This window comes from Kribbella sp. NPDC056951 (genome assembly GCF_042674205.1).
GTDB lineage: Bacteria > Actinomycetota > Actinomycetes > Propionibacteriales > Kribbellaceae > Kribbella > Kribbella yunnanensis.
The window spans coordinates 245,744-259,071 of record NZ_JBHUQZ010000003.1 but is presented as its reverse complement, the minus strand read 5'-3'; the positions used below and the strand labels follow the sequence as shown (position 1 = coordinate 259,071).

The following is a 13,328-nucleotide window of genomic DNA, read 5'->3' as shown; positions in this document are numbered from 1 at the left end:
CAGCAGGCGAACGGATATCGCGTCACCAGCCCTTCAGGGCATCCAGGTACGTGCTACCGGCCGGCCGGACCGAACCAGTCATGAACAGCTTGAGCGGTGCCGCGAAGAGGCCGTAGGTGTGTGAGCCGGTGAAGAAGCCCGGACTGTTGCAGCCGGTGTACTCCACCCAGATCTCCCGGATACCGGCCGCCGTGGTGAACCGCAACACGATCGCCTCACTCGGCTGAGCGGTCTGTGGTGCGCATTTGAAGACCGGCAGCTCCGAGTTCATCTCGGGCAGCACCTTGATCGCATCGACCACCTGCTGCGCGATCTCCGGGCTGAACGTCTGCTGCCCGAGCAGTGCACCGCCCTTGAGGTCGTAGCGGCACGCGTGCAACCCAGACACCGGCGTAGCGACGTCCAGACCGGTCCCAGCCGGTACGGCGTTCGTCGCCTGCGCCTTGAGGATCGGGTGCGCCGCAGGACAGAGGCTCCCCGCTACAGCAGGCGGCTGACTCGGCACAGCCTCCTGCGTTCTGCCGGCGCCACCAGCCTGCTTCCCGCCGTTGTCCGCCACACCGGCGGTCGACTCGGAGTTCGACGAGGAGGAACCGGTGAACACATTCCAGGAGCCACCGATCGCTACCACGACCAGCACCACGGCGGCGCTCGACAGCACGGCCTGCCGCCGTCGCCGTACGCGTCCCCGTGCAACCGCCGCCAGCTTGCCGCTCGCCGTCTCCGTGGCATCAGCGCGACTCTGGAACGCCGAGGCGAACTTGGGGCCGAGCTCCTGCTCAGGGTCGTGCTCAGGCATCCTCGGCTCCTTCCTTGCTCAGCGTTGTCTTCAGTGCGGCCAGTGCACGGTGCACATGCGATCTGGCCGTGGCCTCCGCACAGTGCAGCAGTACGCCGATCTCGGCGTACGAAAGCTCTTCGTAGAAGCGCAGTACGACGGCTGCGCGCTGCTTGTCCGGCAGCGTCGCGCACAGCGCCCAGATCGCCTCGGACTCCGCCCTGGCCGCCGCACCATCAGGTGCTGCCGGCGCACTGCGGACAGGGTCTTCAACCGGTGCCTCGCGGCGGCGGAAGCGCCGCCACCAGGAGATGTGCGCGTTCACCACCATCCGCTTCACGTAGGCCTCCGGGTCGTCGGCCCGGCTGACCCGTGCCCAGCGGGCGCAGGCGGTCGTCAGGGCGTCCTGGACGGCGTCCTCGGCCAGCGTTCGGTCCCCGGTGAGGACATAGGCGAACCGCATCAGTGCGTCGGCCTTCTGGCCGACCCACTGCTCGAACTCGATCGACTCCGATCGCGCCTCCGCTGTCGCCAAGGCTGCCTCCATAACCCTCAGGACGGCGTCGGACCCGCGTTCGTTGCACGCAGTACCCGGAACCCCTTGGCACTGCCGACGCGCTCGCAGGGGTAGCCCTGCTCGGTCATCCAGCGCTGCAGCGAGTCACCACCGAGGTTCTTGCCGACCACGAACCATGCCACGCCATCGGGCGCAAGACGAGCAAGCCAACGCAACAACATCTTGTGCAGCTCGGGCTTACCGATGTGGATCGCCGGATTCGACCAGATCTGGTCGAACAGCAGGTCCTCCGGTACGTCGTCGGGTAGTGCGGTGTGCACGCGGTCCGCGACTCCGGCCGCTTTGGCGTTCTCGGCGGTCAGCTCCAGCGCCCGGTTGTTCACATCGACCGCCCACACCACTGCGCTCGACTCGACCGCCAGTGCGCAGGCGATCGGCCCGTAGCCCGTTCCCAGGTCGAGGAACGTCCCGGGGCCGGTCGGCGCAGCCACCTCGCGCAGCAACACCGCCGTACCGATGTCCAGACGGTCTCGGGAGAACACCCCGCTCGACGTGGTGAACGTGTAGTCCCGTCCCCAGATCCGGCCCTCGACCGTACGGCGCACGTCTGCCGAAGCGGGCTCCGCCGAGAAGAAATGGTCAGTCACGCTGGTGCACCTCTCCCCTGACCTGTCGGGCCTGCAGGGCCCGCGCAGCCAGCTCGTTGTCCGCCGGATACCGCACTTCTTCCAGTGTGAGCCCGTGAGCAGCCACTACCGCCACCGCCGAGTCCCTGGTGCGAGAACTGAGCACTGACGCGGGCCAGTCGATCTCCCGGCGCCCGTCGCCCACCGGGATCATCGAACCCACCAGCGCGCGCACCATCGAATGACAGAACGCGTCCGCGATCACCGTGCCCTCCAGCAGGCCAGGGCCGGTGCGCTGCCAGGAGAAGTCCAGCAGGGCCCGCACTGTGCTGGCCCCCTCCCGCTTCTTGCAGAACGCCGCGAAGTCGTGCTCCCCCACCAGCTGAGCCGCCGCCGCGTTCATCCGCTCCACATCCAGCGGCCGCCCCACGCGCAGTACATGCCCACGAGTCAGCGGATCCCACCCAGCCTGCTCATCGCACAGGCGGTACACATAACGGCGAGCAAGCGCAGAAAACCGGGCGTCAAAGCCCTCTGGAGCCGCCGTCACGGCCTTGACAACCACATCCGCAGGCAGGACGCCGTTCAGCGCCCTCAAGAGCCTGAACGGCTCCACAGCGCCTTCCACATCGACATGCGTCACCTGACCACGAGCATGTACGCCGGTGTCCGTCCGGCCGGCGCAGGTCACGGCCACCCGCTCCGGCAACCGCAGTACGGTCTGGAGCGCTTCTTCGAGCGATCCCTGCACGGTCCGGAGACCATCCTGACGAGCCCAGCCGTGAAAGGCCGTCCCGTCGTACTTGAGGTCTATCCGCCAACGCCCAGTACCTTCAAACACAGTGCAATCTAACGCAACAGCGCCCCCGCACCGTGAAGTGCGGGGGCGCTGCCGGCAAGCAGACTTACTTGTCGTCGGTCTTCTCGGCCACGACGTCCTGGACCTCGTCGGTCTTGACCTCGTCGGCCGCGACCTCGTCCTGGACCTTGTCCTCGACCTTCGGCTCCGCCTTCTTGGCCGGGGCCTTCTTGGCGGTCTTCTTCGGCTTCGCCTCGGACAGCGCCTCGACGAGCTCGATCTTCACCATCGGCGCGTTGTCACCCTTGCGCGGGCCGAGCTTGATGATGCGGGTGTAACCACCCGGACGGTCGGCGAACCGCTCGCCGATCTCGGTGAAGAGCACGTGCACAACGCTCTTGTCCCGGATCCGCTTCATCACCTGGCGGCGGGAGTTCAGGTCACCACGCTTCGCCTTGGTGATCATCGACTCGGCCAGCGGCTGCAGGCGCTTGGCCTTGGCCGCGGTGGTGGTGATGGCGCCGTGCTCGAACAGCGACGTCGCGAGGTTGCTGAGGATCAGCTTCTCGTGCGCCGGGCTGCCGCCCAGCCGGGCACCCTTGGTGGGGGTAGGCATCTCTTACTCCAGAAGGATCTCAGGCCGGATTGGTGGCCCGGGGTGGGTGTCAGTACTGCTCGGTCTCGGCGAAGCTCTCGTCGTCGTCCTCGGACTCCGTGCCGTAGGCCTCGGCGGCCGCACGCAGGTCGAAGCCGGGAGGCGAGTCCTTCAGCGACAGGCCCATCTCGGCCAGCTTCAGCTTGACCTCGTCGATCGACTTGGAGCCGAAGTTGCGGATGTCCAGCAGGTCCTGCTCGCTGCGCGAGATCAGCTCACCCACGGTGTGGATGCCCTCACGCTTGAGGCAGTTGTAGGACCGGACGGTGAGCTGCAGGTCCTCGACCGGCAGCGCCAGGTCGGCGGCCATCTGCTCGTCCACCGGGGACGGGCCGATGTCGATGCCCTCGGCCTCGACGTTCAGCTCACGGGCCAGGCCGAACAGCTCAACCAGCGTCTTACCGGCCGACGCGACGGCGTCGCGGGGCAGCATCGACGGCTTGGTCTCGACGTCGACCACCAGGCGGTCGAAGTCGGTGCGCTGCTCGACACGGGTCGCCTCGACCTTGTAGGTGACCTTGAGGACCGGGGAGTAGATCGAGTCGACCGGCATCCGGCCGATCTCGGCGTCCGCGGACTTGTTCTGGATCGCGGACACGTAACCGCGGCCACGCTCCACGACCAGCTCCATCTCGAGCCGGCCCTTCTCGTTCAGGGTGGCGATCTTGAGGTCCGGGTTGTGCACCTCGACACCGGCCGGCGGCGCGATGTCCGCGGCGGTGACGTCACCGGGGCCCTGCTTGCGCAGGTACATGGTGACCGGCTCGTCGTGCTCGGAGGAGACGACCAGGTCCTTGAGGTTCAGGATCAGCTGGGTGGCGTCTTCCTTCACCCCGGCAACGGTCGAGAACTCGTGCAGGACACCGTCGACCTTGATGCTGGTGACGGCGGCGCCGGGGATCGAGGACAGCAGGGTCCGGCGGATCGAGTTACCGAGGGTGTAGCCGAAACCCGGCTCCAACGGCTCGATGACGAACCGGGACCGGTGCTCGTCGACGACCTCTTCGGTCAGGGTGGGACGCTGTGCGATAAGCAACTTCGTATTCCTTCACTGTTCGCGACGACCACTATTTGAGGCCGCGAGAGGCTGAAGAACACCGATCCGGCCGGCGGCCTGAGCCACCGGCCGGAACCGGATCAGTTCTTCGAGTAGAGCTCGACGATCAGGTGCTCGGAGACCTGGGTGTCGATCTGCTGCCGGGTGGGCAGCTGGTGGACGAGGATCCGCAACCGCTCCGGCATCACCTCGAGCCAGGCCGGAACAACCCGCTCGGCGTGCGTCTCCCGGGCGATGATGAACGGCGTCGTCTCCGCGGACTTGGCCTTGACATCGATGATGTCGTGGGTGGCCACGCGGTACGACGGGATGTTCACCTTGATGCCGTTCACGGTGAAGTGACCGTGAGTGACGAGCTGGCGGGCCTGCCGGCGCGTCCGGGCCAGGCCCGAACGGTAGATCACGTTGTCGAGCCGGGACTCGAGGATGATCAGCAGGTTGTCACCGGTCTTGCCGGAGCGCCGCGAGGCCTCCTCGTAGTACCGGCGGAACTGCTTCTCCAGCACGCCGTACGAGAAGCGGGCCTTCTGCTTCTCGCGCAGCTGGAGCAGGTACTCGCTCTCCTTCGGACGGCCGCGGCCGTGCATACCCGGCGGGTACGGACGACGCTCGAACGCCTTGTCGCCACCGACGAGGTCGACCCCGAGACGGCGCGACTTCTTGGTCATGGGTCCGGTGTAACGGGCCATTTCTAGTTACCTGCCTCTCTCTGGGTCAGACCCGGCGCCGCTTGGGCGGGCGGCAGCCGTTGTGTGCGGTCGGGGTGACGTCCTGGATGGTGCCGACCTCGAGGCCGACGGCACCCAGCGAACGGATCGCGGTCTCGCGGCCGGAGCCGGGACCCTTCACGAACACGTCGATCTTGCGCATGCCGTGCTCCATCGCCCGGCGTCCGGCGGCCTCGGCGGCCATCTGCGCGGCGAACGGGGTGGACTTGCGCGAACCCTTGAAGCCGACGGTGCCCGCGGAAGCCCACGAGATGACCGCGCCGGTCGGGTCGGTGATCGTCACGATCGTGTTGTTGAACGTGCTCTTGATGTGCGCGTGGCCGGCGGCCACGTTCTTCTTCTCCTTGCGGCGCACCTTCTTGGCGCCGGCCGCGGTGCGGCTCTTGGGAGGCATAAGTCAGTTGCTCCTGGGCAGGTCGAAAGGCTGGGTCATCCGGGTCACTTCTTCTTCTTGCCGGCGATCGCCTTCTTGCGACCCTTGCGGGTGCGGGCGTTCGTCTTCGTGCGCTGACCGCGCACCGGCAGGCCGCTGCGGTGCCGGCGGCCCTGGTACGACCCGATCTCGATCTTGCGGCGGATGTCCGCGGTCACCTCACGGCGGAGGTCACCTTCGATCTGATAGTTGCCTTCGATCCAGTCGCGAAGCTTGACCAGCTCCTCGTCGCCTAGTTCGTGGACGCGCTTGTCACCGGAGATGCCGGTGGCTTCGAGCGTCTTCAGGGCGCGAGTACGACCTACTCCGAAGATGTAGGTGAGAGCGACCTCGATGCGCTTGTCGCGCGGCAGATCGACTCCTACGAGGCGTGCCATGTGGCGGTGTTCCTTTCGTCGGCAGAGGTGTGGTGGCGCGCTGCGTCCTTGCCCGCCTCGGTGTCGTTACTGCTCACCGGCAAGGCCCCGGCCTCTGTTCCGGGGGCAGCGTCCAGCGTGTTACCGGTGCTGGACGAGCATGCGCGCTGTGGTGCGAAAGTGCCGTGCTGCTCGAACGGAGCTTCTCAGCCCTGCCGCTGCTTGTGCCGCGGGTTCTCGCAGATCACCATGACCCGGCCGTGACGGCGGATCACCTTGCACTTGTCGCAGATCTTCTTGACGCTCGGATTGACCTTCATCGAGCTTCTTTCTTCGACAGGTGTTGGTGGTCGTGTTACTTGTACCGATAGACGATGCGACCCCGGGTGAGGTCGTACGGCGACAGCTCCACGACGACCCGGTCCTCGGGGAGGATCCGGATGTAGTGCTGCCTCATCTTGCCGCTGATGTGCGCGAGCACCTTGTGCCCGTTGGACAGTTCAACACGGAACATCGCGTTCGGCAGGGCCTCGACGATGGTGCCCTCGAGTTCGATGACTCCCTCTTTTTTGGGCATGTCCTCGCACTTCTGTAGACGTGACTGACTATGGCTCGAAAAGAGCCAACAACCGAGTGTACGTCACTACCACACCCGAAACCCAATCGGCCGTCTCTCGCCATACTTACCACTTAGTTAGTACCCCACTTTGTAGTGGGTACTTGTCCGTCACGCAGCGCAGCCACCAGGGTTGCCGGTATGAAGACACCAGTCACCGTCCTCGGCCTGGGAGCGATGGGAACCGCCCTCGCCCAGGCCTTCCTGGCCGCCGGCCACCCGACCACCGTCTGGAACCGTACCCCCGGCCGCTCCCCCGAACTCGATGCGCTCGGGGCCGTCCGCGCCGAGACCCCCGGCGACGCCGTACAAGCCTCCCCGCTGACCGTCGTCTGCCTGCTCGTCGACACCACGGTGCGCGACACCCTCGACGGCATCGACCTCACCGGCAAGGTGATCGCCAACCTCACGAACTCCACCCCCGACCAGGCCCGGGCCCTGTCCGACGAGTTCGTCGCGCGGGGAGCGTCGTACCTGGACGGCGGCATCATGGCGGTTCCGGTGATGATCGGCGGCCCGGCCGCCTTCATCTTCTACAGCGGCGACTCCGCTGCCTACGAACGCCACCAGGCCAACCTCGCACCCCTGGCTCGGCCCGTGTACGTCGGTAAGGACGCCGGCCTGGCCGCGTTGTACGACATCGCGTTGCTGAGCGGGATGTACGGGATGTTCGCCGGCGCCCAGCACAGCCTGGCGCTGATGCAGGGCGAGGACATCCCGGCGGTCGAGTTCGCCGAGAAGTTCCTGATCCCGTGGCTGACGGCCATGCTGGGCACGGTTTCCGGGATGGCGGCCGACCTCGACATCCCGCCGGCACCCGGAACGGCCGGATCGAACCTGGCCATGCAGGCTGCCGCGTTCGACAACCTGATCGACACCGCAGTCGCGCAGGGGGTCGACCCCACCCTCCTGGCGCCAGTGGGCGACGTACTGAACAAGGCTGTCGACGCTGGTCATGGCGACGAGGACCTGGCCGCGATGGTCCACTTGCTCAAGACGAACGCGTAGCCGCCCACTGCTCGCCCTCGCGCCACAGCTGCTCGGGCATCAGGTCCAGCAGATCGCAGGCAGCATCGAGATGGGCGAGCGCCGTGGTGGTGTCCCGGTACGCCGGGAAGATCGCGACGAACCGGCGTCCCTCACAACTGAACCCGAACGGGGTGACGCCGGTGAGGACCTCGACCGCGCGAGGGTGCAGCAGCGCCTGAGCGTGGTCCTCGCGGCCGTTGAAGAGGTTGTAGTGCCCGGGCAAGCCGTCGATGTCCAAGGGCAGCGGCAGTAGCCCAGCGGCCGCGACCGGCGCCAGTCCGGACGGCAGCACCTGCAGCGGCGGCAGCGGGCGGTCGACCTGGAGATCAAGGAAGTCGAAGCCGAGATTGCGACGCCGGACGCGGTGCCGGAACTCACCGCTGACGAACTCCCTACCGCGATGCCGACCGGTGGTCACCTCGGCCACCTCGGCCCGCGGATCCAGATCGAACGGCGGGAACGGCCAGCGCTCGAGCACGTCCGGACCGGCCACCGCGATCCGCCAACCGAGCTCGCGGGCAGCCCGCGCCCAGTCCTTCCGCAGCCGTACGTCGGCCATCCGCATCGCCAGCGTGAACGCCAGCAGCACCGCGAACCAGCCGAGCATGAACCAGCCCACCCAGCGCGGTTCCACCAGCAGACCGACGATCACCAGCGGTACGGCGACGGCGAACCAGATCACGTAGACGAGCACGGACCCCTGCCGCAGCTGCCAGGCCAGGGCCGGGCGGAGTTGCCGGGTCAACGGCGCTTTCCGAGATTGCCCATGGCGATGATCGCCCACGGGATCAGCAACCACACCGGCCAGAAGTGCGGCCAGTGCCCGTTGTGCGCGAGCCCGATCACGAACCAGATCACCACGTTGATCGCGACGACGCCGGTGAAGCCACCACCCAACGCCATCAGCCCGCCCTTGCGGCGCTGCTCGACGTCCTTCGTCGGGAACTCCCCCGGCGCGGGCGCCGGCTTCGCGTCCTGGACGACAGCAGGTGTCTGGTACGTCTGCATCGGCGGCAGGTCGCGCACCAGCGGCTCGAGTTCGCCGTACGTCTGCACGACGTACAGCTGATCCAGACGCGACGAGAACTCAGGCTGATCCAGCCGGCCGTCGGCGAACGCATCCCGCAACCGCCCGGCAATCTTTTCCCGGTCGGCTTCGGTGAATCGCTGATGCGGCTGGTACTGAGGCATATCTCAAGTGTGCCTCAGTCTCCGGGCCGCGCGCGTCCCCCGATGGACGGACGCGGGATGTCAGTCCGCCAGTGCGCCGCAGGTGACCCCGAGCTCGGCGAGCTTGGCGGCACCACCGTCGAGGGCGGTCAGCACCCACGGTCCTTGCGGAGTGAGAGTGAACGTGTGCTCGGTGTGAGCGGCCGCGCGACCGTCGTCGGTCACCACGGTCCAGTCGTCGTCAAGCGTGTGGTTGTCCTGCTTGCCGAGTGTCAGCATCGGCTCGACCGCCAGCGCCAGACCCTCGACCAGCTTCGGGCCACGGCCCGGCTTGCCGAAGTTCGGCACGTTCGGCGGCTGGTGCATCGCCGAACCGATCCCGTGCCCGACGAAGTCCTCGACGATCCCGTACGACGAGTTGGCGCGCACGTGTGCCTCGACCGCGGCCGAAATGTCGGTCAGCCGGCCACCGAGCTTCGCGGCGGCGAATCCCCGCCACATCGACTCCTCGCAGATCCGGGCCAGCTCGAGCAGGTCGTCGCCGACCGTGCCGACCGGCACCGTGATCGCGGCGTCGCCGTGCCACCCGTCCACGATCGCACCGCAGTCGATCGAGATCAGATCGCCCTCGACGAGCACCCGGGAACCGGGGATGCCGTGCACGATCTCGTCGTTCACCGAGGCACAGATCGAGCCCGTGAACCCGTGGTAGCCCAGGAACGACGGTGTCGCACCGGAGGAACGGATGTTGTCCTCGGCGATCGCGTCCAGCTCACCGGTACTGATCCCGGGCTTGACGGCGTCGCGGAGCAACTCCAGCGTGCGGCCGACCACCAGGCCGGCCGCTCGCATGGCGAGGATCTGTTCGCGGGTCTTGATCTCGATCCCGCGGTCCTTGAATATCACTGCAGTCCTTCAGTCGGTCAGTGACTTGAGCGCCGCGATGACGCGCTCGCTGACCTCGTCGATCTCGCCGACGCCGTCCACCTCGACCAGCAGCTCGCGCTGGCCGTAGACCGCCAGCAGCGGCTTGGTCTCGGCGGTGTACACGTCCTGACGGTGCCGGATGACCTCTTCGGAGTCATCCGTGCGGCCGTCGGTGTGGGCCCGCTTGGTCATCCGGTCCACCAGGACGTCGATGTCGGCGACCAGCGCCACCACCGCGTCCAGCTTGTGGCCGTGCTCGGCCAGGATGTCGTCCAGCGTGCCCACCTGGGCGAGGGTGCGCGGGTACCCGTCGAGCAGGAACCCGTCACCGGCGTCGGCCTCCGACAACCGGTCGCGCACCATCGCGTTGGTGACCTCGTCGGGGACGTAGTCCCCGGCATCCATGAAGCGCTTGGCTTCGAGACCGAGCGGCGTCTCGTCCTTCACGTTCGCTCGGAAGATGTCGCCGGTGGACACGGCCGGGATATTCAGGCGTTCCGCAAGCACCTTTGCCTGCGTGCCCTTGCCCGCCCCGGGCGGACCCATCAGCAACATTCTCATCAGCGCAGGAACCCTTCGTAGTTACGTTGCTGCAGCTGAGACTCGATCTGCTTCACCGTGTCCAGGCCCACGCCGACCATGATCAGGATCGACGTACCACCGAAGGGGAAGTTCTGGTTCGCGCCGGCGAGAACCAGGGCGATCAGCGGAATCAGCGACAGCACGGCCAGGTAGATGGCACCCGGCAGAGTGATGCGGTTCAGCACGTAGCCCAGGTATTCCTCGGTCGGCCGGCCGGCCCGGATACCCGGGATGAAGCCGCCGTACTTCTTCATGTTGTCCGCGACTTCCTTCGGGTTGAAGGTGATCGAGACGTAGAAGTAGGTGAAGAACAGGATCAGGGCGACGTAGGTAGCCATGTAGATCGGGTGGTCGCCCTTGACCAGGTGTCCTTGGATCCAGATCGCCCATCCCTTGTCAGCTTGGAACTGACTGATCAGCACGGGCAGATACATCAGGCTGGAGGCGAAGATGACCGGGATGACACCGGCCTGGTTCACCTTCAGCGGGATGTAGGTGGAGGTGCCGCCGAACATCTTCCGGCCGACCATCCGCTTGGCGTACTGCACCGGGATCCGGCGCTGCGCCTGCTCGATGAAGATGACCGCGGCCATGATCACCAGACCGACGGCGATGACGACGAAGAACGTCCCCAGCCCCTTCTGCTTGCGGATGCTCCACAGGCTGGTCGGGAAGGTGGCGACGATCTGGGTGAAGATCAGGATCGACATACCGTTACCGACACCACGGTCGGTGATCAGCTCACCCAGCCACATGATCACGCCGGTACCGGCGGTCATGGTCAGCACCATGATGGTGACGTGGAACCAGTCGTCCTTGTACAGCAGCGGTTCGAGGCAGCCGGTGAACAGCCGGCCCGGGGTCCGGGCGAGCGCCACGAAGGCCGTCGACTGCAGGATCGCCAGACCGACGGTCAGGAAACGGGTGTACTGGGTGATCTTGGCCTGGCCCGCCTGGCCTTCCTTCTTCAGCGACTCCAGCCGCGGGATCACCACGGTGAGCAGCTGCAGGATGATGCTGGCGGTGATGTACGGCATGATGCCGAGCGCGAAGATCGCGAGCTGCAGCAGCGCACCGCCGGAGAACAGGTTGATCAGGTTGTAGAGATTGGCGTTGGCGCCGTTCTCCGCTCCCTTGATACACGTCTGCAGCGACTGGACGTTGACGCCGGGGGCCGGCACGACGGAGCCGATCCGGAAGATCACGACGATGAAGAGCACGAACAAGATCTTCCGGCGCAGGTCCGGAGTCTTGAACGCGTTGGCAAAGGCGCCTAACACCCTGTCCTCCCACATGTTTCCTCTGCCCCGGGCAGGGCAGGGGTCTGGCATAGCAGCCGGGCAAGAGACGAACCAGGGCCCGTCCGACCGGTGCAGAGTATCAAGCACCGGGCGTTACGAGCCCTGGACCGCATGTCACACCTCGGTGGTGGTTCCCCCAGCAGCCTGGATCTTGTCCAGAGCCGACTTCGAGAACTTGTGCGCCGAGACCTGCAGGGCGACGGTCAGTTCGCCGTCACCCAGCACCTTCACCGGCTGACCACGACGGACCGCGCCCTTGGCGACCAGTTCGGCTACGCCGACCTCGCCACCTTCGGGGAACAGTTGTCCGAGCTTGTCCAGGTTAACGACCTGGAACTCCACTCGGTTCCTGCTCTTGAAGCCCTTCAGCTTCGGGAGCCGCATGTGCTGCGGCATCTGGCCACCCTCGAAGTACTCGGGGATGTTGTTCCGGGCCTTGCTGCCCTTGGTACCGCGGCCGGCCGTCTTACCCTTGGAACCCTCACCACGACCCACGCGGGTCTTGGCGGTCTTGGCTCCGGGCGCCGGACGCAGGTGATGAACCTTCAGCGCCATGTCAGTCGACCTCCTCGACGGTGATGAGGTGGCGAACCGTGCGCACCATGCCGCGAACCTCGGGACGGTCCTCGTGGACGGCGCTGTCGCCGATCCGCTTGACGCCCAGGGTGCGCAGCGTGTCGCGCTGGTTCTGCTTGCCACCGATGCCCGAACGGGTCTGGGTGACCTTCAAGCGTGCCATCAGGAAGCCACCTCCGCCCGCGCCTTCAGCAGCGCTGCCGGAGCGACGTGCTCGACCGGCAGGCCACGGCGCGCGGCCACGGCCTCCGGAGTCTCCAGGGCCTGCAGCGCGGCCACCGTGGCGTGCACCACGTTGATCGCGTTGGAGGAACCCAGCGACTTGCTGAGGATGTCGTGGATCCCGGCGCACTCCAGTACGGCGCGTGCCGAGCCACCCGCGATCACACCGGTACCGGGAGCGGCCGGACGCAGCATGACAACGCCTGCGGCCTTCTCGCCCTGGACCGGGTGCGGGATGGTGCCCTGGATCCGCGGCACCTTGAAGAATGCCTTCTTGGCCTCCTCGACGCCCTTGGCGATCGCCGCGGGCACCTCCTTGGCCTTGCCGTAACCCACACCGACGGTGCCTTCGCCGTCGCCGACGACCACGAGGGCGGTGAAGCTGAAGCGACGACCACCCTTCACGACCTTGGCAACACGGTTGATGGCTACCACGCGCTCGATGTAGGCGGTCTTGTCAGCTGCCGCACCACGACCACCGTCGCGGCCACGGCGCTCACCACCGGCGCCGCCTCCGCGACGCTGCTGGCCTCCGCTCATTTCGAACTACCTTCTTCCTTGTGTGAAGCCATCAGAAACCGAGCCCGTTCTCACGCGCGGCGTCGGCCAGGGCCGCGATCCGTCCGTGGTACTTGTTCCCGGCGCGGTCGAAGACGACCGCCTCGATGCCCGCAGCCTTGGCGCGGTCGGCGATCAGGCCGCCGACGGTCTTGGCCTTGTCGGTCTTGTTGTCCGACGCACCGCGCAGGTCGGCCTCCATGGTGGAGGCGGAGACCAGCGTCTTGCCGGCCACGTCGTCGATGACCTGAACGAACAGGTGCCGCGACGACTTGGTGACCACCAGGCGCGGGCGATCCGGCGTTCCGTTGATCTTCTTCCGGACGCGGATCTGGCGACGCAGCCGCGACGCCGTCTTCTTGGCGGAGTGCTTGTTGTGACGCAGTCCGATCGCCATG

At 66.7% G+C, this 13,328-nt stretch carries 21 protein-coding genes; 1 reads left to right on the top strand and 20 read right to left on the bottom strand.

The annotated features are described in order from the left end of the window. Window positions 1-22 precede the first annotated feature (22 nt). The 11 genes from ACFTSF_RS14140 to infA form a co-directional block, all read right to left on the bottom strand. Entirely contained in the window at window positions 23-799 is a 777-nt protein-coding gene (locus ACFTSF_RS14140; protein WP_380154175.1) for a hypothetical protein, read from the bottom strand. Next, the gene (locus ACFTSF_RS14135; protein ID WP_344144643.1) at window positions 792-1,313 is read right to left on the bottom strand and encodes a SigE family RNA polymerase sigma factor; all 522 of its coding nucleotides are present in this window, start codon (window positions 1,311-1,313) and stop codon (window positions 792-794) included. Before ACFTSF_RS14135 ends, ACFTSF_RS14140 begins: the two co-directional genes overlap by 8 nt. Window positions 1,314-1,330: 17 nt before the next feature. Next, the gene (locus tag ACFTSF_RS14130) at window positions 1,331-1,942 is read right to left on the bottom strand and encodes a class I SAM-dependent methyltransferase (RefSeq protein WP_380154174.1); all 612 of its coding nucleotides are present in this window, start codon (window positions 1,940-1,942) and stop codon (window positions 1,331-1,333) included. Further along, complete coding sequence (gene truA / locus ACFTSF_RS14125) at window positions 1,935-2,762, bottom strand: tRNA pseudouridine(38-40) synthase TruA (RefSeq protein WP_380154173.1); 828 nt, start codon at window positions 2,760-2,762, stop codon at window positions 1,935-1,937. Before truA ends, ACFTSF_RS14130 begins: the two co-directional genes overlap by 8 nt. 64 nt (window positions 2,763-2,826) lie before the next feature. Next, window positions 2,827-3,336 (bottom strand): 50S ribosomal protein L17, encoded by a 510-nt coding sequence (gene rplQ, locus ACFTSF_RS14120; RefSeq protein ID WP_380154172.1) that lies wholly within the window; start codon window positions 3,334-3,336, stop codon window positions 2,827-2,829. A gap of 49 nt (window positions 3,337-3,385) precedes the next feature. After that, window positions 3,386-4,411, bottom strand: coding sequence for a DNA-directed RNA polymerase subunit alpha (locus ACFTSF_RS14115; protein WP_132402598.1), 1,026 nt, complete (start codon window positions 4,409-4,411; stop codon window positions 3,386-3,388). 101 nt (window positions 4,412-4,512) lie between these two features. Beyond that, a complete protein-coding gene (gene rpsD, locus ACFTSF_RS14110; RefSeq protein ID WP_344144636.1) occupies window positions 4,513-5,121 on the bottom strand; it encodes a 30S ribosomal protein S4 in 609 nt (202 codons plus the stop codon). A 25-nt stretch (window positions 5,122-5,146) separates the two neighbouring features. Further along, on the bottom strand, window positions 5,147-5,554 hold the full coding sequence (gene rpsK, locus ACFTSF_RS14105) for a 30S ribosomal protein S11 (RefSeq protein ID WP_012923659.1): 408 nt from the start codon (window positions 5,552-5,554) through the stop codon (window positions 5,147-5,149). 44 nt (window positions 5,555-5,598) lie between these two features. Then, entirely contained in the window at window positions 5,599-5,970 is a 372-nt protein-coding gene (gene rpsM, locus ACFTSF_RS14100) for a 30S ribosomal protein S13 (RefSeq protein ID WP_132402604.1), read from the bottom strand. A gap of 185 nt (window positions 5,971-6,155) precedes the next feature. Then, the gene (rpmJ, locus tag ACFTSF_RS14095) at window positions 6,156-6,269 is read right to left on the bottom strand and encodes a 50S ribosomal protein L36 (protein WP_008361054.1); all 114 of its coding nucleotides are present in this window, start codon (window positions 6,267-6,269) and stop codon (window positions 6,156-6,158) included. Between the two features lie 35 nt (window positions 6,270-6,304). Beyond that, window positions 6,305-6,526, bottom strand: a complete 222-nt coding sequence (gene infA / locus ACFTSF_RS14090; RefSeq protein WP_012923661.1) for a translation initiation factor IF-1 — start codon at window positions 6,524-6,526, stop codon at window positions 6,305-6,307. Between the two features lie 180 nt (window positions 6,527-6,706). On the opposite strand from infA, the gene ACFTSF_RS14085 reads away from it, so the two are divergent. Next, window positions 6,707-7,573: an NAD(P)-dependent oxidoreductase gene (locus ACFTSF_RS14085; protein WP_380154171.1), complete on the top strand. Its 867-nt coding sequence runs from the start codon at window positions 6,707-6,709 to the stop codon at window positions 7,571-7,573. Here the strand turns inward: ACFTSF_RS14085 and ACFTSF_RS14080 are convergent. The 9 genes from ACFTSF_RS14080 to rplR form a co-directional block, all read right to left on the bottom strand. Further along, a complete protein-coding gene (locus tag ACFTSF_RS14080; protein WP_380154170.1) occupies window positions 7,557-8,339 on the bottom strand; it encodes a hypothetical protein in 783 nt (260 codons plus the stop codon). The two genes, ACFTSF_RS14085 and ACFTSF_RS14080, sit on opposite strands and share 17 nt — an antisense overlap. Beyond that, entirely contained in the window at window positions 8,336-8,785 is a 450-nt protein-coding gene (locus ACFTSF_RS14075) for a DUF1707 domain-containing protein (RefSeq protein WP_380154169.1), read from the bottom strand. Before ACFTSF_RS14075 ends, ACFTSF_RS14080 begins: the two co-directional genes overlap by 4 nt. A gap of 60 nt (window positions 8,786-8,845) precedes the next feature. After that, window positions 8,846-9,670 (bottom strand): type I methionyl aminopeptidase, encoded by an 825-nt coding sequence (gene map / locus ACFTSF_RS14070; protein ID WP_344144627.1) that lies wholly within the window; start codon window positions 9,668-9,670, stop codon window positions 8,846-8,848. 9 nt (window positions 9,671-9,679) lie between these two features. Then, window positions 9,680-10,252, bottom strand: coding sequence for an adenylate kinase (locus tag ACFTSF_RS14065; protein WP_344144625.1), 573 nt, complete (start codon window positions 10,250-10,252; stop codon window positions 9,680-9,682). Next, the gene (gene secY, locus ACFTSF_RS14060) at window positions 10,252-11,553 is read right to left on the bottom strand and encodes a preprotein translocase subunit SecY (RefSeq protein WP_344144623.1); all 1,302 of its coding nucleotides are present in this window, start codon (window positions 11,551-11,553) and stop codon (window positions 10,252-10,254) included. Before secY ends, ACFTSF_RS14065 begins: the two co-directional genes overlap by 1 nt. Before the next feature lie 135 nt (window positions 11,554-11,688). After that, the gene (gene rplO, locus ACFTSF_RS14055; RefSeq protein WP_344144621.1) at window positions 11,689-12,129 is read right to left on the bottom strand and encodes a 50S ribosomal protein L15; all 441 of its coding nucleotides are present in this window, start codon (window positions 12,127-12,129) and stop codon (window positions 11,689-11,691) included. Window position 12,130: 1 nt separating this feature from the next. Then, entirely contained in the window at window positions 12,131-12,313 is a 183-nt protein-coding gene (gene rpmD, locus ACFTSF_RS14050; RefSeq protein WP_344144619.1) for a 50S ribosomal protein L30, read from the bottom strand. Then, on the bottom strand, window positions 12,313-12,912 hold the full coding sequence (gene rpsE, locus ACFTSF_RS14045; protein ID WP_344144617.1) for a 30S ribosomal protein S5: 600 nt from the start codon (window positions 12,910-12,912) through the stop codon (window positions 12,313-12,315). The genes rpmD and rpsE overlap by 1 nt, the downstream gene beginning before the upstream one ends. Before the next feature lie 31 nt (window positions 12,913-12,943). Then, a complete protein-coding gene (gene rplR / locus ACFTSF_RS14040) occupies window positions 12,944-13,327 on the bottom strand; it encodes a 50S ribosomal protein L18 (protein WP_344144615.1) in 384 nt (127 codons plus the stop codon). Between the last annotated feature and the right edge of the window lies 1 nt (window position 13,328).

Excerpts from the sequence above, each read along its gene's own strand:
- ACFTSF_RS14140 (WP_380154175.1), bottom strand. The coding sequence starts at position 799 with ATGCCTGAGCACGACCCTGAGCAGGAGCTCGGCCCCAAGTTCGCCTCG.
- rplQ (WP_380154172.1), bottom strand. The coding sequence starts at position 3,336 with ATGCCTACCCCCACCAAGGGTGCCCGGCTGGGCGGCAGCCCGGCGCAC.
- rpsD (WP_344144636.1), bottom strand. The coding sequence starts at position 5,121 with ATGGCCCGTTACACCGGACCCATGACCAAGAAGTCGCGCCGTCTCGGG.
- rpsK (WP_012923659.1), bottom strand. The coding sequence starts at position 5,554 with ATGCCTCCCAAGAGCCGCACCGCGGCCGGCGCCAAGAAGGTGCGCCGC.
- rpsM (WP_132402604.1), bottom strand. The coding sequence starts at position 5,970 with ATGGCACGCCTCGTAGGAGTCGATCTGCCGCGCGACAAGCGCATCGAG.
- rpmJ (WP_008361054.1), bottom strand. The coding sequence starts at position 6,269 with ATGAAGGTCAATCCGAGCGTCAAGAAGATCTGCGACAAGTGCAAGGTG.
- infA (WP_012923661.1), bottom strand. The coding sequence starts at position 6,526 with ATGCCCAAAAAAGAGGGAGTCATCGAACTCGAGGGCACCATCGTCGAG.
- ACFTSF_RS14085 (WP_380154171.1), top strand. The coding sequence starts at position 6,707 with ATGAAGACACCAGTCACCGTCCTCGGCCTGGGAGCGATGGGAACCGCC.
- ACFTSF_RS14075 (WP_380154169.1), bottom strand. The coding sequence starts at position 8,785 with ATGCCTCAGTACCAGCCGCATCAGCGATTCACCGAAGCCGACCGGGAA.
- ACFTSF_RS14065 (WP_344144625.1), bottom strand. The coding sequence starts at position 10,252 with ATGAGAATGTTGCTGATGGGTCCGCCCGGGGCGGGCAAGGGCACGCAG.
- rplO (WP_344144621.1), bottom strand. The coding sequence starts at position 12,129 with ATGGCGCTGAAGGTTCATCACCTGCGTCCGGCGCCCGGAGCCAAGACC.
- rpmD (WP_344144619.1), bottom strand. The coding sequence starts at position 12,313 with ATGGCACGCTTGAAGGTCACCCAGACCCGTTCGGGCATCGGTGGCAAG.
- rpsE (WP_344144617.1), bottom strand. The coding sequence starts at position 12,912 with ATGAGCGGAGGCCAGCAGCGTCGCGGAGGCGGCGCCGGTGGTGAGCGC.
- rplR (WP_344144615.1), bottom strand. The coding sequence starts at position 13,327 with ATGGCGATCGGACTGCGTCACAACAAGCACTCCGCCAAGAAGACGGCG.